General features: G+C 33.3%; 22 protein-coding genes. 8 read left to right on the forward strand and 14 right to left on the reverse strand.

Annotated features, from left to right (window positions below):
* Window positions 1-50: 50 nt before the first annotated feature.
* A complete protein-coding gene (locus tag ACFX5D_RS11720) occupies window positions 51-554 on the forward strand; it encodes an RNA polymerase sigma factor (RefSeq protein WP_103999226.1) in 504 nt (167 codons plus the stop codon).
* Window positions 551-1,183 (forward strand): hypothetical protein, encoded by a 633-nt coding sequence (locus tag ACFX5D_RS11725; RefSeq protein WP_379858370.1) that lies wholly within the window; start codon window positions 551-553, stop codon window positions 1,181-1,183. Before ACFX5D_RS11720 ends, ACFX5D_RS11725 begins: the two co-directional genes overlap by 4 nt.
* A 37-nt stretch (window positions 1,184-1,220) precedes the next feature.
* On the opposite strand, the gene ACFX5D_RS11730 is transcribed toward ACFX5D_RS11725, so the two are convergent.
* Both ACFX5D_RS11730 and ACFX5D_RS11735 read right to left on the reverse strand, forming a co-directional pair.
* Window positions 1,221-2,030 (reverse strand): lysophospholipid acyltransferase family protein, encoded by an 810-nt coding sequence (locus ACFX5D_RS11730; RefSeq protein WP_379858371.1) that lies wholly within the window; start codon window positions 2,028-2,030, stop codon window positions 1,221-1,223.
* Window positions 2,031-2,123: 93 nt separating this feature from the next.
* Window positions 2,124-2,768, reverse strand: a complete 645-nt coding sequence (locus tag ACFX5D_RS11735; RefSeq protein ID WP_379858372.1) for an NUDIX hydrolase — start codon at window positions 2,766-2,768, stop codon at window positions 2,124-2,126.
* 91 nt (window positions 2,769-2,859) lie between these two features.
* On the opposite strand from ACFX5D_RS11735, the gene ACFX5D_RS11740 reads away from it, so the two are divergent.
* Window positions 2,860-3,294, forward strand: a complete 435-nt coding sequence (locus tag ACFX5D_RS11740) for a DUF4268 domain-containing protein (protein ID WP_379858373.1) — start codon at window positions 2,860-2,862, stop codon at window positions 3,292-3,294.
* A gap of 73 nt (window positions 3,295-3,367) precedes the next feature.
* Here ACFX5D_RS11740 and ACFX5D_RS11745 read toward each other — a convergent pair whose 3' ends face one another.
* The 11 genes from ACFX5D_RS11745 to guaA form a co-directional block, all read right to left on the reverse strand.
* Window positions 3,368-3,778, reverse strand: coding sequence for a hypothetical protein (locus tag ACFX5D_RS11745; RefSeq protein ID WP_379858374.1), 411 nt, complete (start codon window positions 3,776-3,778; stop codon window positions 3,368-3,370).
* Window positions 3,779-3,788: 10 nt separating this feature from the next.
* Window positions 3,789-4,733, reverse strand: coding sequence for an NAD(P)H-dependent flavin oxidoreductase (locus ACFX5D_RS11750; protein ID WP_379858375.1), 945 nt, complete (start codon window positions 4,731-4,733; stop codon window positions 3,789-3,791).
* A 13-nt stretch (window positions 4,734-4,746) separates the two neighbouring features.
* Window positions 4,747-6,357, reverse strand: a complete 1,611-nt coding sequence (locus ACFX5D_RS11755) for a S8 family peptidase (protein ID WP_379858376.1) — start codon at window positions 6,355-6,357, stop codon at window positions 4,747-4,749.
* A 127-nt stretch (window positions 6,358-6,484) separates the two neighbouring features.
* Complete coding sequence (gene mnmA / locus ACFX5D_RS11760) at window positions 6,485-7,672, reverse strand: tRNA 2-thiouridine(34) synthase MnmA (RefSeq protein ID WP_379858377.1); 1,188 nt, start codon at window positions 7,670-7,672, stop codon at window positions 6,485-6,487.
* Between the two features lie 60 nt (window positions 7,673-7,732).
* Complete coding sequence (locus ACFX5D_RS11765) at window positions 7,733-8,446, reverse strand: toxin-antitoxin system YwqK family antitoxin (RefSeq protein ID WP_379858378.1); 714 nt, start codon at window positions 8,444-8,446, stop codon at window positions 7,733-7,735.
* Between the two features lie 179 nt (window positions 8,447-8,625).
* On the reverse strand, window positions 8,626-10,530 hold the full coding sequence (gene yidC, locus ACFX5D_RS11770) for a membrane protein insertase YidC (protein ID WP_379858379.1): 1,905 nt from the start codon (window positions 10,528-10,530) through the stop codon (window positions 8,626-8,628).
* A 65-nt stretch (window positions 10,531-10,595) separates the two neighbouring features.
* On the reverse strand, window positions 10,596-12,209 hold the full coding sequence (locus ACFX5D_RS11775) for a CTP synthase (RefSeq protein ID WP_379858380.1): 1,614 nt from the start codon (window positions 12,207-12,209) through the stop codon (window positions 10,596-10,598).
* Between the two features lie 81 nt (window positions 12,210-12,290).
* Window positions 12,291-12,524: a DUF3820 family protein gene (locus ACFX5D_RS11780; protein WP_103999215.1), complete on the reverse strand. Its 234-nt coding sequence runs from the start codon at window positions 12,522-12,524 to the stop codon at window positions 12,291-12,293.
* Between the two features lie 81 nt (window positions 12,525-12,605).
* Window positions 12,606-13,007, reverse strand: coding sequence for an OsmC family protein (locus tag ACFX5D_RS11785; protein WP_379858381.1), 402 nt, complete (start codon window positions 13,005-13,007; stop codon window positions 12,606-12,608).
* 59 nt (window positions 13,008-13,066) lie between these two features.
* Window positions 13,067-15,052: a LysM peptidoglycan-binding domain-containing protein gene (locus ACFX5D_RS11790; protein ID WP_379858382.1), complete on the reverse strand. Its 1,986-nt coding sequence runs from the start codon at window positions 15,050-15,052 to the stop codon at window positions 13,067-13,069.
* A 134-nt stretch (window positions 15,053-15,186) separates the two neighbouring features.
* A complete protein-coding gene (guaA, locus tag ACFX5D_RS11795; RefSeq protein WP_379858383.1) occupies window positions 15,187-16,716 on the reverse strand; it encodes a glutamine-hydrolyzing GMP synthase in 1,530 nt (509 codons plus the stop codon).
* 207 nt (window positions 16,717-16,923) lie between these two features.
* Between guaA and ACFX5D_RS11800 the strand changes: the two genes are divergently transcribed.
* A complete protein-coding gene (locus ACFX5D_RS11800; protein ID WP_379858384.1) occupies window positions 16,924-17,451 on the forward strand; it encodes a hypothetical protein in 528 nt (175 codons plus the stop codon).
* Window positions 17,452-17,526: 75 nt separating this feature from the next.
* Here the strand turns inward: ACFX5D_RS11800 and ACFX5D_RS11805 are convergent, their stop codons facing one another.
* On the reverse strand, window positions 17,527-18,168 hold the full coding sequence (locus ACFX5D_RS11805; RefSeq protein WP_379858385.1) for a hypothetical protein: 642 nt from the start codon (window positions 18,166-18,168) through the stop codon (window positions 17,527-17,529).
* A 274-nt stretch (window positions 18,169-18,442) separates the two neighbouring features.
* Between ACFX5D_RS11805 and ACFX5D_RS11810 the strand changes: the two genes are divergently transcribed.
* The 4 genes from ACFX5D_RS11810 to gldI are packed head-to-tail and all read left to right on the forward strand — an operon-like array spanning window position 18,443 to window position 21,878.
* The gene (locus tag ACFX5D_RS11810) at window positions 18,443-18,853 is read left to right on the forward strand and encodes a RidA family protein (protein WP_379858386.1); all 411 of its coding nucleotides are present in this window, start codon (window positions 18,443-18,445) and stop codon (window positions 18,851-18,853) included.
* A gap of 46 nt (window positions 18,854-18,899) precedes the next feature.
* Entirely contained in the window at window positions 18,900-20,156 is a 1,257-nt protein-coding gene (locus ACFX5D_RS11815) for a voltage-gated chloride channel family protein (RefSeq protein WP_379858387.1), read from the forward strand.
* Between the two features lie 60 nt (window positions 20,157-20,216).
* Window positions 20,217-21,221 carry a DHH family phosphoesterase gene (locus ACFX5D_RS11820; protein ID WP_379858388.1) on the forward strand — a complete coding sequence of 335 codons (1,005 nt, stop codon included), beginning with the start codon at window positions 20,217-20,219 and terminating at the stop codon, window positions 21,219-21,221.
* Between the two features lie 6 nt (window positions 21,222-21,227).
* Window positions 21,228-21,878 carry a gliding motility-associated peptidyl-prolyl isomerase GldI gene (gene gldI / locus ACFX5D_RS11825; protein WP_379858389.1) on the forward strand — a complete coding sequence of 217 codons (651 nt, stop codon included), beginning with the start codon at window positions 21,228-21,230 and terminating at the stop codon, window positions 21,876-21,878.
* The last annotated feature ends 10 nt before the right edge of the window (window positions 21,879-21,888 follow it).

The following is a 21,888-nucleotide window of genomic DNA, read 5'->3' on the forward strand; positions in this document are numbered from 1 at the left end:
AAAATTATTAATATTGTAACAAAACCTACCTTTGGGTTACTAACGTATGTATGAGTGACAATCTAGAACAGTCTTTTGTTAAGCAGTTGCAGGAAAATCAGAATATAATCCACAAGATTTGTAGGTTGTATACTAATGGTGATGATGCGCACAAGGATTTGTTTCAGGAAATCACAATTCAGTTATGGAAAGCATTTCCTAAATTTAGAGGAGACAGCAAGTTTTCTACTTGGGCCTATCGTGTGGCGTTGAACACGGCAATCACTTTATATAGAAAAAGTAAGCGCTCAATAGCAACTATTGAGTTTGAAGGACGTCAACATTTCTTGAATGATGTGGAGTATAATTATGAAGAAGAAGAACAGATTAAGCTAATGTACAAAGCGGTTTATCAATTGAATGATATCGAAAAGGCATTGATTTTTATGTATCTTGAAGATAAAGATTATCAGGAAATAGCTGTAACATTAGGGATTAGTGAAGTGAATGCCAGGGTGAAAATGAACAGAATAAAAGGGAAATTAAAAAAAATATTAAATCCATTAGGAATATGAAAGAGCTGGATTTATTGAAAAAAGATTGGCAAAAGAACACGGATTCTTTTGAACAGGTTTCGGAAAATGAGATTTACAAAATGATACATAAAAAATCATCTTCGATTGTGAAGTGGATTTTGATTATCAGTATTTTGGAGGTTTTATTATGGACTGCACTAAACGTTTGTTTTAATAATGATGCTTATTTTACAAAGATGAATCATGATGAAATCATTCTTTATCTTAATATTTTTAGCTATTTCAGTTACGGAGTAATGCTAGTTTTTATTTATTTTTTCTATAAAAATTATGTCAGAATTTCATTAACCGTTTCTACGAAACAGTTAATGAAAGATATTTTGAAAACACGTAAAACCGTTCAGTATTATGTTTATTTTAATCTGACAATGATTGTTCTGAGTTTAATTGTTGCCTTCATAATTGCTTTTGCTTACGATCCGGACACGATTGCTTTAACAAATAAAATTACTACTAATGGAAAAGCTTTGGCAATCACTACAGTTGGTATTTTAATGACTTTTATCGTTATTATTGGTGCATTTTGGTTATTTTACAGGGTGTTATACGGAATTTTACTGCGAAGATTGTATGCGAATTATAAAGAATTAAAAAAGATTGATTTGTAGTTTTACAAAAAAAAAAGGTAATTGATGAGCTTTTTTTTTAATATTCCCAACGACGAAGTTTGTTTAATTTCTCCTGTTCTTCTATTTCCTCGCAAGGAATTACTTTCAGGAAAGATGCATGTTGCTCAATAGCATATTCTACTTTTTCGACTATTTCCTCAATGGTATCATTATCGTAATCAATTTCTAAAGGCTCTTTAATTATAAATGATTGGAGAATACCTTTCTTTTTCATGCGCAATCCTTTTTTGTCAAAAGAACGGCGAAAACCATCGATAACAATAGGAACAACGATGGGTCTGTGTTGTTTGATGATATGAGCGGTTCCTTTTCGTACTGGTTTAAAAGATTTAGTGGTTCCCTGCGGGAATGTAATTACCCAGCCATCCTTCAGCGCTATTTTAATATTTTCAGTATCATCAGGGTTAATATTTTTCTTCTCCTGTACATCAACTCCTTTTGCTCGCCAAGTACGCTCTACAGAAATTGCCCCTGCATAAGCCATAATTCTTGGTAACAAACCAGCCTGCATTGTTTCTTTGGCCGCAACGTAATAAATATTCATTTTGGGTTGCCACATGTAACAAACATTTTTGATAGTATCGTCACGTCCGCTCAGACTAGCGTTAAAAACATGAAACATGGCAACGACGTCTGCAAAATAGGTTTGGTGATTGGATATAAAAAGGACATTCGCATCAGGCAAATTTCGTATAATCTCGGATCCTTCAATCTGTAATTCATTAAATCCTCTGTAACGTCTGTGAGTTATAACTCCAAAAACACGAATTAAGAATTTCTTTATAAATAGTATATGACCAAAAGGATTTCTCTTAAACAATACCATAAATTTGTGTGTTTTTCTGTGAATTAGGTTTACAATAATACGAAATTTATTTTTGTACTTCCGTATCAATTTCAATTCTAGAAAAAAATAAAATTAGGAATTTAAAACATCTTTTAAAACATCTTTCAACTCGCTCAACATCATAGCCGTAGCTCCCCAGACGATGTGCTCTTTAATTTTAAAAGATGGAACAGTTATATCATTTGCGTAAGATGTATTCAGCTTTGCATCAGTAATAATTGTATCACTCAAAAAAACTGTTAGAGGCAATTCAATGATGTTTGCAACCTCCTTGGTATCGGGAATAAAAACAATCTCTTCCTTGCAGATAGCTAAAAAAGGATGAACCATAAAATCACTCGGTGGAATATACATGGGTGTAAAAGTCTTGATAATTTCCATACTACTGGGGTGAATCCCAACTTCTTCATGGGTTTCTCGAAGCGCAGTATTTTCGAAAATTTCGTCGTGATCTTCATATTTTCCTCCAGGAAAAGCAATTTGAGCAGAATGTACTCCCTTGTAAGAATTTCGGACAATAAGTACCAGATGTGTTATTCCATTTTTAGGATAAAACAACATCATAACGGCTGCAATTTTTGGTTTTCTGATGTCAATATCAAATTTTTTTAAAATTTCAATTCGCTCCAAAGGTGCCATTTTGATATGCGAAACTTCAGCAGGAAGTTCGGCTTTTATTAATTTAGGAACATATTCTAAAAATTCTTGAAAATCCATAATCAAAGTCTATTTTTGCACCAGAAAAGATAATATAAATATAGTTTAGAAAATAACGCAATGCTAATTTTCTATATTAAAAGCCATAAAAATGTATAGTAAAGAAGAAACTCAAAAATTAAAGCGAGAATTCTGGGTGACATTCGCAGATAAATATCCGAGAAAATGGGTGCTTTATGATACAAAAATTAAAGATTTTTCTTTTAAATTTTATGTTGATAATAAAAAGGCACTTGTGTTAATTGATATTGAGCACCGCAGTGACGAAAAACGAGTTGCTTATTTTGAGAAAATAGAAGCACTGAAAAATATACTGGAAGAGGAATTTATCAAAGATTTAGTATTCGAAAAAGAATTTATTCTTGAAAACGGCAAAATGATTAGCCGGATTTGGATTGAAAAATTAGATATCAGCGTTAGTAATCGAAAATACTGGGATGACATCTTTGATTTTTACAATGAGAAAATGAATTCTTTAGAGCTTTTTTATAAAGAGTACGATGAGTTTATTAAAGATATTGACTAATTGTTGCTATCAAAAACTTATCTTTTTTGGACCTGCCATTTAATAAAGTCAGTGGTAGCGACTTTTTTTATTATTACATGTTGAAGATATTATAAACGATAATCCTGTTCTCATAATTGACATAAAGTTGCTTCCTATTACCCTGTTTCTTTCTTGTAATAATTGAAACTGTGCAATCCTCGCCATTATTATCTTTACAAGTAAACGAATAAACTATATCGGTATCATTTTCTTCTGTTGCCTGATAATCGATAATTTCAAACAATTGGATGATTTGAGAATATATTACAATTCTATCTTTATTAGTGTCTAATGATACTAAAATATTGACCAAATCCAAATCGGACCATTTTCCCCACTTGCCTTTTTCATTTTTTTCTAAAACACTAAAGCCTGAAGTTTTAAATTTATAATTCTGACTATAAGACTTTTGCAATCCTAACACCAAAAAAAACAGTATAATATATAATTTTGTTTTAGTCATTGTGTATTAATTAAAAGTCGAATTTAGTTACCTCTTTTCTAGCATCTTCAAAATCATTCCTTATTTCCAAAAGTATTTCTGCCGCTGGTTTTATTTCGTGAATTAATCCCGCAACTTGACCTATTTCTAATTCTCCTTCGATTAAATCCCCTTCAAACATACCTTTTTTTGCCCTTGCTCTTCCCAAAAACTGAGACAACTCCTCTGTTGTTGGACATTTCTCATACAGTTCCTGAAGATCTTGATAAAATTTATTTTTAATCAATCGAACTGGAGCCAATTCTTTTAACGTTAGCTGTGTGTCGCCTTCTTTAACCGTTATGATAGTCTTCTTAAAATTTTCATGTGCTGAAGATTCTACCGAAGCGGCAAACCTACTCCCGACCTGAACGCCATCAGCACCTAAAACCATTGCCGCTAACATTCCGCGACCCGTTGCAATGCCTCCGGCAGCGATCAAAGGAATTTTGATATGTTCTTTTACCATTGGAATCAATGTAAAAGTGGTCGTTTCGTCTCTTCCGTTGTGCCCTCCAGCTTCGAATCCTTCCGCAACTACGGCATCAACGCCAGCTGCTTCTGCTTTTAATGCAAAAACAGAACTACTAACCACATGTACAACTGTTATGCCTTTTTCTTTCAAAAAAGAAGTCCAAGTTTTTGGGTTTCCCGCCGATGTAAAAACAATTTTAACGCCTTCATCGACTATAATTTTCATTATTTCTTCGACATTAGGGTATAACATTGGAACATTAACACCAAAAGGTTTTTGAGTCGCTTTTTTGCATTTTTGAATGTGTTCTCGTAAAACTTCGGGATACATAGAACCTGCACCTATTATACCTAAACCACCGGCATTACTTACTGCGCTCGCTAATTTATAACCACTATTCCAAATCATTCCCGCTTGGATAATAGGATATCTAATTTTGAAGAGCTCTGTAATTCTATTCATTATTTTACTCTAATTATTGCTTTATTATTTTTCCAGTTTTGGAAAAAACACCCGATTCTAATTTATAAACATAGATTCCTTTGTCAAGTGATTTCAAAGAAATATTTGATGTCTGGCCAGTAAGAAGATCATCTGATATTATTTGACCCAGAACATTATAAATTAAAAATGATCCTCTATCATTACCTTCTGGAAGAGAAATCGATATGTAATTGCTTACTGGATTTGGATATAGTATGAAGTCATTTTTTGAGAAAGCGTCCACCGAAAGTGTCAATGCTAAACTAAAATTTGGAATACCAAAACCATATTGGTTGTTAGGTGTTGTGTATCTATCGCTTGATTTTATAATTAAATCTCTAATCTCCTTATTTGTTTTTAAAGGAAAAGCCTGCCACAAACAAGCAACCATTCCTGCCATAATTGGACTGGAAAATGAAGTCCCGTTTGCTGTCACAATATTACCTAGTGCATCAGACAAAACAACAGATTGTCCTTGTGCCATAACATCCGGTTTTATTCGATTGTCACTTGAAGGTCCTATTGAACTAAATGAAGCCAAGGATTTTACAGAATTTACAGCTCCAACAGCAATTACAGAAACTGCATCAGCGGGTGCTCCAATATGCGGATTTGCTGAATTCCCAGAATTACCCGCTGCCGTTACAATAATCATCCCTCTGCTAAACGCAATTTCAGCACCACGTGATATAAAAGTTGTTTTACCATCCATTTCACTATACTTGTGACTATATGCCGTATTATCATATTCAAAATAACCTAAAGAGGTATTTATGATATCAACTCCCAAACTATCCGCTTTTTCTGCAGCCTCTACCCAAAGTGATTCCTCAACCGGATTTTCAGAAGTATCATCTTCTGTAATAAATAAATAGTAAGAAGCGTCTGGTGCTGTTCCTACTAATGAACCTTCTTTATAACCGCCCATGGTTGAAAGAACGGATGTTCCGTGTGAAACTCCGGTGTAAAAATCAAGGTTTCTTAATACATAATTATAGCCTCCTAAAATTTTGTTGTTGTCTTTTAATCTTTGAAAAGGTTGTACGGTATTTACTCCTGGAAAACCGGCATCTAAAACTGCTATCATTTTACCTAAACCCGTATAATTCTGCTGGTGTAATTGTTGTCCATTCAACATCTGAATTTGATTAACCGAGGTTCCATAAGCATAATCAATTTTAGTTTTGTTACTTTTATCGGAGGTCCTAATCTTTTTTGCCTTTGCAATTTTTCCAGCTATATTCAGAGATTTGTCTGCAAAATCTATTTTATCGACAAATGAAAATGTTTTTAATAAATTTATTGCTGCTTGTGTACCACGCACATGAATACTGTTCAGCCATTTTGATTTAGCCACAACAGAAATTCCCGAAACAGTTTTAACCTGATTAACGTAGGATTTCTCTAAAGGAATATCTTTAGAATCTACAACTATCTTTTGAGTAGTTCTTCGATCCAGAGATCTTTGCGAAAGCATTTGCAATGGGTTATCAATATAAAACTGAGCATTAGGCTTTGCATTAAAGTAAACCCAAGCATCTTGTACTTGTGAAAAAACAGTTGCACTTGTAAATACTAAGAGAAATATACAGAGTTTTTTCATAATTAGTTTGTTGTTGTGCCATAAAAACTTTGTTTCTTTTAAACGCACTCTATTATTTTGAAATCCATGTTGTGATTTTAGTTTAAGAAGGCTATGATTTATTGCTCTTCGTAAATAAAACACTAAACTAAGAAATAACTCCGGAACCAACTAATTCATCTCCTAAATACCAAGCTACAAACTGTCCTTCAGTTATCGCAGATTGTGGCTCTTCAAACGAAACATACATTCCGTTTTCAAACGGATGCAAAGTGGCTTTTTGCAACGGTTGTCTGTAACGAATTCTTGCCATTACATCCATTGTTTCGCCATTGGCTAAAGCCAAATCCTTTCGAATCCAATGTACTTCCGATTTTTCAACAAACAATGCTTTTTTAAACAATCCTGGATGTTGATTGCTTAATCCAGTATAAATAGTATTGGTGGCAACATTTGTGGAAATTATAAATAAAGGATCTGTTGTTCCTCCTACATTCAATCCTTTTCGCTGACCTGTTGTAAAATAATGAGCACCTTGGTGCTTTCCTACTACTTTTCCCATTTCTGGAATATAATCTATCTTTTTTGCCTCAAGCACTAATTCATCTTCAATAGACAATCCTTGTGCAATATCTAAATTATAAACAGGACTATTTTTATCGATTTGAATAATTAATCCTTCTTTGGGTTGCAATTTCTGTTGTAAAAATTCTGGCAAGCGAACTTTCCCTATAAAACATAATCCTTGGGAATCTTTCTTTTCGGCAGTTACTAAATCCATTTGAGCCGCAATTTCACGGACTTCTGGCTTCGTTAATTCACCAATTGGAAACAACGATTTCGCCAATTGCTCTTGTGATAACTGACAAAGAAAATAAGATTGATCTTTGTTATTATCTGCTCCGGCCAACAATTGATAAACGGGTTTACCGTCAACTTCGATTTCACTTTTCTTGCAATAATGACCTGTTGCCACATAATCCGCACCAAGACTCATTGCAATTTTCATAAAAACTTCAAATTTTATTTCGCGATTACAAAGTACATCTGGATTTGGAGTTCTCCCTTTTTCATATTCGCTGAACATATAATCAACGATTTTCTCTTGGTATTGTTCGCTTAAATCTACCGTTTGAAAAGGAATTCCCAATTTTTCGGCTACTAAAAGTGCATCATTACTATCTTCAAGCCACGGACATTCATTAGAAATAGTCACTGAATCATCGTGCCAATTTTTCATAAAAAGACCTATAACCTCATACCCTTGTTGTTGCAACAAATAAGCAGCAACACTTGAATCTACACCTCCAGAAAGTCCTACAACAACACGCTTCATCTTCAAAAAATTATAATTTTATAAGGATGCGAAGTTACAAAAGATTTATTAAGTCCAAAGTTAATTGTTTTTGGATTTTGTTGCATTTTCAGGCTTACTCATATTGATTGTTTCGACTAGTTTTCCTTTTTCGAAAAACTGCCAAGCACCTGATTTTTTTCCATTTACAAATTGACCTTTTGAAACAATATTCCCATCCGTATCTTTAAAAACTGCCAATCCGTTGTACTCGTTATTCTTAAAAATAGATTCTTCAAGTACAATTCCATTTTCAGTATATTTTTTATAAACCCCTTCTTTCAAATTGTTTTTATAATTGATTTGTTCTGCAATCTTAGCATCAGGATAATAAACACTTCTCAGACCATCTAGCTTTCCTAGTTTATAGTTCTCGGTTGCCATAATTTTCTTGGAGGCCTGATGGTAATATTTCCAAGGACCTTCAAACAATTTATTTATCACTTTGCCCTCGCTTACTTTATTTTTGTCCTGATCATAGAATATAGTAGAAGCAGAATTATCTTTGGCATTGAATTCTCTCGTGGCAATTATGGATTTTGCTTTGGTATCATCATAAAAATTAAAAACTCCAACCTCTTTACCATGTACAAAAGTCCCTTGATATTTTGGTCTTTTTGATTCTTCATAAAACCCTTTCCACAATCCATGTTTTTTTCCTTTTTCATCTAGTTTATTGAAATCTGTTTGCGCCTGAAGACAAAACACATTCAAAAAAAACAAAATAAATATTCCTTTTTTACAAAATGTTTTCATGTGTTTACATTTATTGTTTTTTATCGGTCATATTATGTAGTTCACATATCATCATTAGTGTTTCCAACTTAATTACGATGATGCTTATTTCATAATTACCTTTATATCTTAACGAATTTGGATGGCTTAAATTACATTTAAATAAAAAAATCTCGAAACATATCGAGATTTTTTTATTTTTATTTCTTTTTGTCTTTTGCTTTTTGAGCTTCAGCTTGTTCCATAACTTGTTGAAGTTTTTGTTGGAACTTACCTTGTTTTTTGGGCTCTTTCAATTTGTTTTGCTGAATTTGTGCGTGTATTTTGTCGCTATCAACAATATAGTTTTTAATAACAAACATTATTCCTATTGTAATCAAATTGGAAATAAAGTTATACAAACTTAATCCCGCACCATAGCTATTAAAGAAAATCAACATCATAATTGGCGAAATATAAATCATGTATTTCATCATTTTTGCCATATCCGGCATTCCTTCTTGTTGTGGAGCTGCCATTTGTTGATCTCCAGAGGTCATTTTCATATAAAAGAAAATAGCAATTGCAGCCAATATTGGAAATAAACTGATATGATCTCCATACATAGGAACATGGAATGGTAATTTTACAACTTGGTCAAAAGAAGATAAATCGTCTGCCCAAAGGAAGCTTTTTTGTCTTAACTCGAAAGCCGATGGAAAAAACTGAAACGAAGCATACATAAAAGGAAGCTGAATCAATGCCGGAATACATCCTGCCATAGGATTCACCCCAGCTTTATTGTACAATTTCATCGTTTCCTGTTGTTTCTTCATTGGATCTTTTTTGAATTTTTCCCCCAACTCCGTAATTTCAGGTCGTAATACTTTCATTTTGGCCTGAGACAGAAATGATTTATAAGTAATAGGCGACATCGCAATTTTGATAATAATTGTAAAAATAATTATCGCAATACCATAAGCAATGTAAGAACTTAAGAATCCGAATAATGGAATAAACACAAATTTGTTAATCCATCCAAAAATACCCCAACCTAAAGGAATAATTTTCTCTAAGTTTTTATCGTATGCCTTTAATGTTTTATAATCTGATGGTCCAAAATACCAACTCATTTTATAATCTATCTCACCATTTGTAAATGCTAATGGCACTTTTGCATTAAATTGTTTAATAAAGGTAGTATCTACTTTCTCATCAACAACTAATTTATGCGATTTCAACGTAGATTTTGAGAACGGAGTGTTTGTCAATAATATAGTACTGAAAAAATGCTGTTTGAAAGCAATAAATTTTACATTTTCAGGTGTTTCTTCTTTATCTTTTCCATCTCCTACATAGTTGAATTTCTCATCACCATATTCATAATTCAATAAAGTGTAACGATCTTCGTAAGCGATACTTTTTTCCGTTCTGAAAGTTTTCAAATTCCATTCTAAATCTAAAGGCTTAGCAGTATTCAAAACTTTATTCAGTCCTTGTGAACGAATATCAAAACCAACCATATAATCGTTTGGTTTCAAAATGTATTTGTATTCCAGAAATTCATTTGCACCCGCTTTCAATTTCATAGAAAGTATTTGATCCGCTCCTACTTTTGTAAGTGTCGGTTCAAAATACAAATCTTTGGTATTTAAAGTACGGTTATCACTTGTCAACAATTGAACATTTAAATCGGCATTGTTGTCTTTAATTAATTCAACTAATTGATGGGAGCCCTTTCTGAATTTTTCAAAATTTTTCAAAGTTGCTTCAACAATATACCCTCCTTTATTTGCAATTTTTAATTTTACAAATTCATTTTCGATGGTAGTATAAGTAGCTTTAGCAGAAGGTAGTGTAGCTGAATAAGCAAAATTTCCTAACGATTTTTGCAATTGAGCAAATTGTGTAGAATCCCCGGTAGCTGCAACGGCAACAGTCGCTGTTGCTACAGTTTTATCAGCCAATTCTTTGGCTTTAGCCTCTTTGATTACTAATTCTTTTTGCGCTTTTTCTGCTGCAATAGCTTTTTCATCTGGTTTGTTTTGGTACATTATCCAAAGTAAAATTCCAAAAATCAATACAAAACCAATAATTGAATTGACGTCTAATTTTTTTTCTTTCATTATAATATTTAAAAAAGTTTAATCTATTAGTATAAAGTTTAATAAATTGTTTCGAAAAACAATAACTATTTTTTCTTAGCTTGAACGGCAGCTGCTACAAAACTCACAAATATAGGATGAGGGTTTGCAACGGTACTTTTATATTCCGGATGGTATTGAACCCCGATAAAAAATGGATGATTTTCAATTTCAACCACTTCAACCAATCCTGTATCTGGATTTACTCCTGAAGCAATCAATCCCGCATTTTGTAATTGAGCAACGTAGTTACTGTTGTACTCATAACGATGACGGTGACGCTCAGAAATAGATTCTTTACCGTATATTTTATAAGCCAACGAATCTTGTTTTAAATCACATTTCCATGCTCCAAGACGCATTGTTCCACCTTTATCAGTAATGGTTTTTTGTTCTTCCATTAAATTAACAACAGGATGTGACGTTTTTTCATTCATTTCAGTCGAATTAGCATCAGGATAACCTACAATATTCCTTGCATATTCGATAATTGCCATTTGCATACCCAAACAAATTCCGAAAAACGGAACTTTATTTTCACGTGCATAACGAACCGCTTCTATTTTTCCTTCAATTCCTCTTTCACCAAAACCTGGAGCCACAAGAATAGCATCTAAACCCGCTAATTTCTCTTGGATGTTAGTAGCATCAATATGTTCCGAATGGATTGAAATCACATTTACTTTGGTTTCATTTGCAGCACCTGCGTGAATAAATGCCTCTAAAATAGATTTATAACAATCTTGCATTTCTACATATTTCCCAATCAAACCAATATTAACGACATGTTTAGGATGTTTTAATCTGCGTAAAAAAGTATTCCAGTTTTTTAAATCCGGAGCGGCTTTTTTAGGTAAATCCAACTTCTTTAAAGCTACAATATCAAGTCCTTCTTCAAGCATTAAATTAGGTACCTCGTAAATAGTTGAAGCATCTATAGATTGTATAACTGCCTCTCTTTTTACATTACAAAACAAAGCCAATTTATTACGTAACTCCTCTGAAATTTCATGCTCTGTTCTACAAACCAGAATGTCAGCTTTAATACCACTTTCCATCAACGTTTTCACAGAATGCTGAGTTGGTTTAGTTTTCAGCTCACCAGCAGCGGCCAAATAAGGCACTAAAGTAAGATGAATAACAATACCGTTATGCTCTCCTAATTCCCAAACTAATTGACGAACCGATTCAATATAAGGCAAGGATTCAATATCACCTACCGTTCCACCGATTTCGGTAATAACAATATCAAAATCACCTGATTTACCAAGTAATTGCATTCTATCCTTAATTTCATTGGTGATATGAGGTACAACCTGTACCGTTTTACCAAGAAACTCTCCTCTTCTTTCTTTTTCAATCACCGAAAGATAAATTCTTCCCGTGGTAACATTATTGGCTTGAGAGGTAGGAACATTCAAGAAACGCTCGTAGTGTCCTAGATCTAAATCCGTTTCTGCGCCATCATCAGTTACGTAACATTCTCCATGTTCATATGGATTTAAAGTACCAGGATCGACATTAATATACGGGTCAAACTTTTGGATAGTTGTACGATACCCTCTTGCTTGTAACAATTTTGCCAAAGATGCCGCAATAATTCCTTTTCCTAAAGAAGAAGTCACACCACCTGTAACAAAAATATATTTCGTTTGATTCATTCTGTTGTTATTGTTGTTGTTTGTATTGTAGTTATGTAAAAAACTTGGCAAAAGTACAATTATAAATTGTCAATTTGAAAATTAAATCGGTTTTGGATATCGTTTTTTTATATTTCGAATTAACTCTTCAAGTCCATTGAGTTTTAATTCGTAAATCAGTTGTAACTGCTCGCCTAACTCCCCTTTCGGAAATCCCTTATTACTATACCAAACCACATAATATTCAGGCAAATCGATAAGAAACTTACCTTCATATTTACCAAAAGGCATTTTAGTATGAGCGAGTTTAATTAGCTTTTTTTGGTTTTGATCCATTTTATTTTAATAAAAAAGCAAGAGACAGGAACAAGAAGTAAATACTCTTTCTTGTTGTTGTCTCTTGCTTCTAAATACTATTTATTTCCAGTTGAAAGTAATTCTTTTCTCTATTTCTGTATTCAAACTCATAAAAACAGGACAGGTCATTGCGGTTCTCTCTAGAATAGTCATATTCTTTTGCTCAATTGTACCTACCATTTCAAACGTAATTTCTATCACGCCTATTCGTCTTGGTTCGGTATTCATGATTTTTGTTACGGCAGCGGTAGATCCTTTCAAATCAATGTTAATCTCACGAGCTTTTATTCCCATAACGGTCATCATACAACTTGCCAACGCATTTGCAACAGTATCAGTTGGAGAAAAAGCCTCCCCTTTTCCATTATTATCCAAAGGTGCATCCGATATGATTTCATTTCCAGATTGCGCATGTATTGATGACGTTCTTAAATCGCCTAAGTAAGTTACTTTTGATGTCATAATTTTATTTGTTATTTTATTCTACTGCCTTTACTGAGCACTAATTATAATGAACACTTTTAATTAGCTACTTTTATTGTTAAATCAGTGTCGTAATACAAGATATAAACTCCTTTATTCGTGTACCCTCCTTCTGGTTTTTTATAATATTCGAATTTATTATCTACTTGTTCCGTTGCAATAGTATCAGCAGTTTCCTGATATTTTTTGCCTTGAGATAATCGCATCATGGTATCAAAAGTAATATCAAAACCACGAGTTGCAAAGGTGCTAGGGAAAATTTTATTTATTTTTCTGAAGCTATTCTCAAATTGCAAAGCTTCTGCTGATTCGTTATCACGAGTCATGGATGGATACATCATTTTCAATTTTGTCAAATTCACAAAATTAATTTCATCCGTATCCAATGTTTCATTTGGCTCTAAAATCACCAATTGTACTTTGTAAGTTGCCATGGCACTCATCATGGTCGCAATGGTTGCGTTTATCATACTGGTATTTGCAGTTTCCATTACCACGTAATTTATTTTGTCTTTAACAAACAAACTTTTCAAATTTTCAGCTGATAAAGTTCCGTTTGAATTAAGAGCTGAAAATCGCACGTCTTTCTGATTTTCTTTGATATACTGAATAACCGATTCCTTTTTCTTGTCAACTACAGCTACAATATTGCCCTCTTTTGATCTCATGTAATCAAACATTGCATTTTTAATTGCTGTTATTGTTGGAATCGTTTGGTATAAATTAGCATATGGTTTTGCATCGTCTTTTGACAAAGGTGAAATAACAGGAACTTGATTAAGAGTCAGTAACTCTGCCGTTTTTTCCACATTATTTTGATAAAAAGGACCAATTATTGCATCTGCATTTTCTAGATTATTTTCTTTAATAATAGCAGCAATATTTGATGCATTTTTTGTTTCCTGAGAATCGAAAACACTCACATCAATATTAAGTCCTAGTTGTTTTGCCGAATCTATAGCTGACATAGCTCCCGCATAAAAATCCAAGGTCATATTTAAAAACTTATCTTTTTTCAACCGTATAACAGTCGAATTGATTGTATCTCCTTCACTTGTATTCATATTAAAAGGCATCAATAACACTATTTTTTTTAGGTCGTTATTCCCGCTTTTTTTAGACAAACGGCTGTATTCTTTTTTACTTTCCTGCGGCATTGACACAGTAGACGGTACTTTCAGAATCATTCCTTCGGTTACACCATAAGCTATAGTAGGATTTAAAGCAATCAATTCCTCCTGACTCATCCCGAACATTTTTGATAAACTATAAAGCGTCTCTTTAGATTTTACTTCATAATTCCAATAATTTATTGTCGTGGCTATTTTTACCGCAAAAGGTTTTACAGTTTCCTTTTTCGATTCAGTTATTGCAGCAATTTTAGCTACTTTTGGCGCATTTCCTTTAATAATCAATTTATATCCAATGGGTAAATTAGATACAACCTCAGGATTTTTTTTCTCTAGCTCAGCAATAGTAATTCCATATTTTTTGGCAATAGAATACTTTGTTTCCTTAGCTAGAACTTCATGATAAACAACTACTTCTTTTTTTACACTTGAAGGTTTTACAGTAGTATTTGAAGGTTTTACAGTTGCATTTGAAGACTTCGTTGCAGCATTTGAAGGAATAACAAGCGTTTGTCCTATTTGCAATCCATCTTTCTCCAGAAAAGGATTCGCTTTTTTTAATGCCTCATCCGAAACTCCATATTTCTTTTCAATGCCAAAAAGCGTTTCTTTAGCGATTACCAAATGGGTTTTGGCTTGTGAATTCGTTTTAGCCGGAATAACTACAGTTTTCTTTACTGAACTTTTTGGAATCAGTAAAACACTATTTGGTTTTAAACCACTTTGCGCATCTGGATTTAATTGATAAATATCCTGTGGAGTAACTTTGTATTTTTGTGCAATCTGAGTGATTGTTTCTCCTTTTTCAACCTTATGTGTACTGTTTTTTTCTTGTGAGGAAACACTGAACGTAAAAAACAAACAAACCATACAAACTGTAATAAAATACTTCATCCTTTTTATTTAAAAAATTATTCACTTATTAATAACAGAACGGTATCAAATTTTATTCCAAAATCTGATACCGTTTATATAAAGAACATTAAAAAATAATTACTCTCAAAGGAAAATAAATTATATTTTGACGTTTATTCCCATTCAATTGTTGCTGGTGGTTTTGAACTAATGTCATAAACAACTCTGTTTACGCCTTTTACCTTATTAATAATGTCATTAGACACCTTCATCAAGAAATCATACGGTAAATGAACCCAGTCAGCAGTCATCCCATCAGTTGATTCAACAGCACGAAGTGCAATTACTTTTTCATAGGTACGTTCATCACCCATAACTCCTACGCTATTCACTGGAAGCAAAATAGCTCCTGCTTGCCATACCTTGTCATACAGTCCCCAAGACTTCAAACCATCTATAAAAACTTTATCTACATCTTGTAAAATTTGCACTTTTTCTGGAGTAATATCACCTAAGATTCTAATTGACAATCCAGGACCTGGAAAAGGGTGTCTTCCTAATAATTCCGGATCTATTCCTAATGAAGCTCCTACTCGACGCACTTCATCTTTAAAAAGCATACGAAGCGGTTCCACAATTTTTAATTTCATGTAATCAGGTAAGCCTCCCACATTATGGTGCGATTTAATAGTAGCTGATGGTCCTTTTACTGAAACCGATTCAATTACATCCGGATAAATGGTTCCTTGTGCCAGCCATTTTACATCTTCGATTAGGTGTGATTCATCATCAAAAACTTCGATAAAAACACGTCCTATAATTTTACGTTTGGTTTCTGGGTCACTTACTCCGGCCAATTGAGATAAAAAACGATCACCAGAATCCACTCCTTTTACGTTTAAACCCATCCCTTTATATTGATCTAATACATTTTGGAATTCGTTTTTACGAAGCAATCCGTTATTTACAAAAATACAATATAAGTTTTTTCCAATTGCTTGATGCAACAAAACTGCCGCTACGGTAGAATCTACACCTCCAGAAAGACCAAGGACTACTTTATCATCTTGTAATTTTTCTTTTAATTCAGCCACCATTTCTTCAACAAAAGCATTTGGCGTAAAATTTTGAGGAACATCAGCAATTTTTACTAAAAAATTTTCCAGCATTTTCGCTCCATCTGTAGAGTGAAAAACCTCTGGGTGGTATTGAATAGCGTATGTTGTTTCACCTTCAATTCTATACGCTGCAAATTCTACATCATGTGTGCTTGCAATTTTAACTCCATTCGTTGGCAATGCCTTGATACTATCGCTATGGCTCATCCAAACTTGACTATTCTCTGAAACACCTTCAAAGAAAACTTCATTTTCTTTTATAAAAGATAAATTAGCTCTACCGTATTCTCTGGTGTTCGAAGCCGCAACTTCACCTCCACTAAAGTGAGATAAGTATTGTGCTCCGTAACAAACGGCTAGCAAAGGAAGCTTTCCTCTAATTTGAGATAAATCAGGATGAGGCGCATCTTCTCCTCTGACAGAAAAAGGGCTTCCTCCAAGAATTACTGCTTTATAACTTGATAAATCACTCGGAAAATGATTGTAAGGGAAGATCTCGCAGAATATATTTAATTCGCGAACTCTACGCGCAATAAGCTGTGTATATTGCGATCCGAAATCTAAAATAAGTACGTTGTGTTGCATGCGCAAAAATACTTTTTATATTTTGAATTGAAAAATTGAATTTTAAAAATCTTCCATTTATTTTGTACTTTGGTCATTTATAATTGCTTTTAATCGCCTTAACACGACAATATTTAAAAACCAGAAGAGTTATTGTACCGTACATAGTTATATTTTTGCACCTTAAATATAACAAAAATGAATCTTTACACTAATAAAATAATTTAAATGAAAACAAAAACATACACCCTAATTACTCTACTGGTCCTATCTTTAGCTTCCTGCAATGTGGTAGATCAACTTTTGACCTTCACCATTTCTAATCAAACTTCTTTCACCATTGCAAGTGGATTTCCTCTTAATACCGCTTCTGAAATAATTACGCCAGATGTTACTACAAATTCAAGTGCTGAATTTCAAAATAATAACACTAATGCTAATTTAGTCAAGGATGCAAGATTAAAAGAATTAAAAGTAACCATCACTAATCCCACTGACAAAACATTTAGTTTCTTACGATCAATCCATTTATACATTTCAACGGATTCAACGGATGAAATCGAACTAGCTTATTTAGATGACATTAATTCTACCACTAACGTGTTAAATCTAACAGTAACAGATTCAAAATTAGACAAATACATTAAAGCATCCAGCTATAAAATAAGAACAAAAGCGGTAATTAAAGAAACCCTAACCAAAGACATAACCGTAAAAGCAGACATGAAATTTAGAGTCACGGCTGATCCGTTTTAAAAAAAAATAAAGCAAAAGAAAACCCGTTGGAGATTTACGTCCAACGGGTTTTTTATTCCTAAGATTAGGGTATGTTTATTCCTTTACAAGAATAATTGTCGCTTTGAATCCCGTTCCAAGATTCCACTGACTGGAAGAAATCAAAGTTCCCTTGTCATCAAAAACTTGAAATTGAGCGGTATTGGGTCCCGAACTCCCTTGATTTAGTGCCTCGAAATCGATTTTATTAAATCCTTTTTCCAATACAATTTCAAAGCCTTTATAATCACTATCCAAATCTACCTGATATTGAATCACTTTGTCATTCAAATACACTCGAATTGCATCTCCATCAACATAAGCCGCATCCCGATACAATACTTTCGCCGTAACCGAACTAGTTTTAAAATCACCTAAATCTTGGTTTTTTCTATAAAATGCACCCGATTCTTTATCCTCTTTTTTATTTAACTTATCTCTATAAATGTCTCCTGGATTAATAAAATCGTTTTTAATCAACATAGAGAATGGACTAGGCTTTGGCTTTATGAGGTCTGGACTTTTGAAAACATTGGGTGTAGTGATAGGAGGCAAAGCCGATTCTGGAGGTATTATTTTTTTTGTTTTTGGACTTTTATTTATAGGCGGTATCGCCTTAAATTTAGTGTTAAATTCATTCTGGGCATATCCACTTAAAGACATACCAACAATCATTATTAAAAATAGAATCCTCCTCATTATTTATATATTAATTTATTTACTGCTTATATTTTTTTTTAAAATTAAAAAAACTGATGCCATTAATTGACAAACAGGATGTAATTTAACTTTCATTTATAACATTCAATTTTGAATTTTATTACTTTTAAGAACATTTAACCTCATTAAACTCCTTTATGAAAATTGAACTTTTTAATTAAAATCCAGTGTTTTTTATTTTACATTTTTTTATAAATTGCAAAAAATATACCAAAAATTTAATTTGCATTTTAAAACTAAAAAATCAAACAAAATGAAAAGAGAAAATATATTGACAGGCTCACCTTGGGAAGATAAAATGGGCTATTGTAGAGCCGTTCGCATTGGAAATATAATCGAAGTTTCCGGGACAGTAGCAATTGTTGATGGTGAGGTTGTAAAAGCTAATGATGCGCATGCTCAAACAGTAAACATTCTTACAAGAGTAGAGAAAGTTCTGGAAGACCTAAACGTAGGCATGAAAGACGTCATTCGCACTCGAATATTTACTACTGATATTAACAACTTTGAAGCTGTTGCTTCTGCTCACGCCAAATTTTTTAAAGACATAAAACCTACCACTGGTTTTTATGAAATCAGCAAATTGGTAGGTCCTGAATATCTGGTAGAAATAGAATTTACAGCTATAGCCACTGAAAAACCATTAATTCAAGAAGGATTGTAATACTTTAGCAAAAAAAAACGCCGAGTCAATTCTAGTTTTGAATGTAATGAATTTAGAAAAAATAAAAAAAAGTACGTTTCTTGTCTTCAAATGGATTTCCATTTGCACATTAATAGGACTTTTTTCAGGCACGACTTCCGCATTTTTTCTGGTTGCTTTAGAATGGGTTACACAAATAAGAGAACATAATAATTGGATTATCTGGCTTTTGCCAATAGGCGGTCTTATAATAGGATTGGGCTATTACTATTTAGGACAAGAAGTGGTAAAAGGCAATAATCTGTTATTAGAAGAATACGAAAACCCTCAACATACCATTCCACTAAAAATTGCACCTTTAGTGCTTATAGGAACATTAATCACCCATCTTTTTGGAGGTTCAGCAGGACGAGAAGGAACTGCAGTTCAAATGGGAGGTGCTATCGCAGATCAATTTACAAACCTTTTTAAACTTGACAATTCGGAACGAAAGACAGTCCTGATTTTAGGAATCAGTGCCGGTTTTGCCTCCATTTTCGGAACACCATTGGCGGGAGCCTTATTTGCTTTGGAAGTTTTATATTTCAGTCGAATTAATTTCACGAGTATTGTCCTTTCTTTTATTGTGGCTTACGCAGCTTATTTTACGGTCGAGCTTTGGCAAGTAAAACATACCCTTTACAGCATTCCTGTTGTTCCTGAAATTACTTTCATCAACTTACTTTGGACGATTCTTGTGAGTTTGTTATTTGGCTTTGCCGCCCTGCTGTTTTCCCAAAGCACCCACTTGTGGCAAACTTTATTTTCGAAAACGATACCATTCCCACCGCTTCGTCCTTTTATTGGGGGAATTATTCTTTCAGCTTCCATTTATTTTATTGGTACCACTAAATACATCGGTTTAGGAATTCCAATGATTGATGATGCGTTTTTGACTCCAAATGCTTCCTATGATTTTCTAATAAAAATACTATTTACAGGTTTTACACTTGGGGCCGGTTTCAAAGGTGGAGAAGTAACTCCACTTTTCTTTGTTGGAGCCACTTTAGGAAGTGCTTTGTCAGTAGTCGTTCCTTTGCCTATCGCACTTTTGGCAGGAATGGGATTCGTAGCTATTTTTTCGGGAGCAACCCATACGCCTATTGCCTGCACTGTAATGGGAATGGAACTTTTTGGAACAGCAAGTGCGGTCTTTATTGGCATCGCTTGTTTAATCGCATATTTTTCTTCGGGATCTGTGGGGATTTACCATGCTCAGATTGTAAAAGGCGCAAAATACCAATTATATAAAAAAATGAAAAATAAAGATATTGACCTTTTATAATAGGTGAAAATCGTGTTAATGATTTCAACTTTACATTAAAAAAATGTAATTTCGCAATCTATGAAAATACAAGACATACAAGCGATACAGTTGTTATTATCAACACCAAAAAAAATTGCCATAATCCCACATAGAGGTCCTGATGGCGATGCTATGGGTTCTACTTTAGGATTGTATCATTTTTTATTGAAAAATAACCACCATCCAGTAGTGGTTTCTCCAAATGAATTTCCTGATTTTCTGGCTTGGATGCCGGGATCAGAAACCGTTAAAATATACGAAAAAGACAAAGAAAACTGCACTAAAATTCTTCAGGAATCAGAGTTGATTTTTACTTTAGATTTTAATGCTTTACACCGTACAGGTGAAATGGAAAAGGTACTTGAAAAACTAACCGCTCCGTTCCTCATGATTGACCATCATCAAAAACCGGATGATTACGCGGCATTTATGTATTCAGATACTTCTTTTGGATCTACTTGCGAGATGTTATACAACTTCATTTGTCTTCTTGGGAAAAAAGCAGATATCGACAAAACTATTGGGACTTGTATTTACACCGGAATTCTTACGGATTCAGGCTCTTTTCGTTTCCCAAAAACAACCGGAACAACGCATCGAATTATTGCCGAATTAATTGATTTAGGTGTTGAAAACACGGAGATTCCAACTTTACTTTTTGACAACAGTTCATACGGGCGTTTGCAATTGTTAGGTAGAGCGCTACAAAACATGAAAGTAATTCCAGAGCATAAAACAGCCTATATAACATTGACACAAGACGAATTAAACTCTTTTGATTATGTAAAAGGAGATACCGAAGGAATCGTAAATTACGGGTTAAGCATCAAAGGAATTAACTTTACCGCAATTTTTATTGAAAACAGAGAAGAAAAAATAATCAAAATTTCATTTCGTTCTCAAGGTGATTTTGATGTCAATCAATTCGCAAGAGATCATTTCCATGGTGGCGGTCATCGCAATGCTGCCGGCGGAAAATCAGAACTTTCCATGGAGGAAACGGTAAAGAAATTTGAAGATTTAGTACAAAAATTAACCCTGTAATACATTATGAAAAATAACCATGCACTTGCAATTGTATTATTATTAGCACTATTAATTTTCAGTTGCAAACAACATCAGGAAGCCAGAAGGCCTATTTCGCAGGCTTCGGGAAGTTTTATGAAAAAATCGATAGCCCGAAATAAAAAATTAATTTCTGGCGAAGAAGCACAAATTGATGCGGTAATCAGAAGAAATTCAAACATAAAATTTATCGCTTCTACAAAAGGATATTGGTATTCTTACATCACAAAAAACACACTGGACACTCTTACTCCCAAAAAAGGAGACGTTGCATTCTTTGATTACGAATTAAAAGATTTAAAAGGAAATGTCATTTATTCAGAAGTAGAATTGAGACCTCAAATATATTACGTTGACAAACAAAATATTATGATGGGATTGAGAGATGGGATAAAATTAATGCATAAAAAAGAAAAAGTAAATTTCCTTTTCAATTCACACATGGGCTTTGGTTATCATGGTGATAACAAGAAAATTGGCACAAATCAGCCTTTGCTTTGTATAGTGACCTTGCGTGATTTCATACCAGAAGCAGTCTATAAAAAACAGAATGAAATTAAAACAACTTCACCCGCTCCTGTATCTAAACCAGAAGTCATAACAGAAACCACACCAAAAGATACTGTAACACAATAAAAAAAACAAA

This window comes from Flavobacterium fructosi (assembly GCF_042787335.1).
Classification (GTDB): domain Bacteria; phylum Bacteroidota; class Bacteroidia; order Flavobacteriales; family Flavobacteriaceae; genus Flavobacterium; species Flavobacterium fructosi.

What these genes read in the sequence shown, in the direction of transcription:
- ACFX5D_RS11720 (WP_103999226.1), top strand. Translation starts at nt 51, where the DNA reads ATGAGTGACAATCTAGAACAGTCTTTTGTTAAGCAGTTGCAGGAAAAT.
- ACFX5D_RS11725 (WP_379858370.1), top strand. Translation starts at nt 551, where the DNA reads ATGAAAGAGCTGGATTTATTGAAAAAAGATTGGCAAAAGAACACGGAT.
- ACFX5D_RS11730 (WP_379858371.1), bottom strand. Translation starts at nt 2,030, where the DNA reads ATGGTATTGTTTAAGAGAAATCCTTTTGGTCATATACTATTTATAAAG.
- ACFX5D_RS11735 (WP_379858372.1), bottom strand. Translation starts at nt 2,768, where the DNA reads ATGGATTTTCAAGAATTTTTAGAATATGTTCCTAAATTAATAAAAGCC.
- ACFX5D_RS11740 (WP_379858373.1), top strand. Translation starts at nt 2,860, where the DNA reads ATGTATAGTAAAGAAGAAACTCAAAAATTAAAGCGAGAATTCTGGGTG.
- ACFX5D_RS11745 (WP_379858374.1), bottom strand. Translation starts at nt 3,778, where the DNA reads ATGACTAAAACAAAATTATATATTATACTGTTTTTTTTGGTGTTAGGA.
- ACFX5D_RS11750 (WP_379858375.1), bottom strand. Translation starts at nt 4,733, where the DNA reads ATGAATAGAATTACAGAGCTCTTCAAAATTAGATATCCTATTATCCAA.
- ACFX5D_RS11755 (WP_379858376.1), bottom strand. Translation starts at nt 6,357, where the DNA reads ATGAAAAAACTCTGTATATTTCTCTTAGTATTTACAAGTGCAACTGTT.
- mnmA (WP_379858377.1), bottom strand. Translation starts at nt 7,672, where the DNA reads ATGAAGCGTGTTGTTGTAGGACTTTCTGGAGGTGTAGATTCAAGTGTT.
- ACFX5D_RS11765 (WP_379858378.1), bottom strand. Translation starts at nt 8,446, where the DNA reads ATGAAAACATTTTGTAAAAAAGGAATATTTATTTTGTTTTTTTTGAAT.
- yidC (WP_379858379.1), bottom strand. Translation starts at nt 10,530, where the DNA reads ATGAAAGAAAAAAAATTAGACGTCAATTCAATTATTGGTTTTGTATTG.
- ACFX5D_RS11775 (WP_379858380.1), bottom strand. Translation starts at nt 12,209, where the DNA reads ATGAATCAAACGAAATATATTTTTGTTACAGGTGGTGTGACTTCTTCT.
- ACFX5D_RS11780 (WP_103999215.1), bottom strand. Translation starts at nt 12,524, where the DNA reads ATGGATCAAAACCAAAAAAAGCTAATTAAACTCGCTCATACTAAAATG.
- ACFX5D_RS11785 (WP_379858381.1), bottom strand. Translation starts at nt 13,007, where the DNA reads ATGACATCAAAAGTAACTTACTTAGGCGATTTAAGAACGTCATCAATA.
- ACFX5D_RS11790 (WP_379858382.1), bottom strand. Translation starts at nt 15,052, where the DNA reads ATGAAGTATTTTATTACAGTTTGTATGGTTTGTTTGTTTTTTACGTTC.
- guaA (WP_379858383.1), bottom strand. Translation starts at nt 16,716, where the DNA reads ATGCAACACAACGTACTTATTTTAGATTTCGGATCGCAATATACACAG.
- ACFX5D_RS11800 (WP_379858384.1), top strand. Translation starts at nt 16,924, where the DNA reads ATGAAAACAAAAACATACACCCTAATTACTCTACTGGTCCTATCTTTA.
- ACFX5D_RS11805 (WP_379858385.1), bottom strand. Translation starts at nt 18,168, where the DNA reads ATGAGGAGGATTCTATTTTTAATAATGATTGTTGGTATGTCTTTAAGT.
- ACFX5D_RS11810 (WP_379858386.1), top strand. Translation starts at nt 18,443, where the DNA reads ATGAAAAGAGAAAATATATTGACAGGCTCACCTTGGGAAGATAAAATG.
- ACFX5D_RS11815 (WP_379858387.1), top strand. Translation starts at nt 18,900, where the DNA reads ATGAATTTAGAAAAAATAAAAAAAAGTACGTTTCTTGTCTTCAAATGG.
- ACFX5D_RS11820 (WP_379858388.1), top strand. Translation starts at nt 20,217, where the DNA reads ATGAAAATACAAGACATACAAGCGATACAGTTGTTATTATCAACACCA.
- gldI (WP_379858389.1), top strand. Translation starts at nt 21,228, where the DNA reads ATGAAAAATAACCATGCACTTGCAATTGTATTATTATTAGCACTATTA.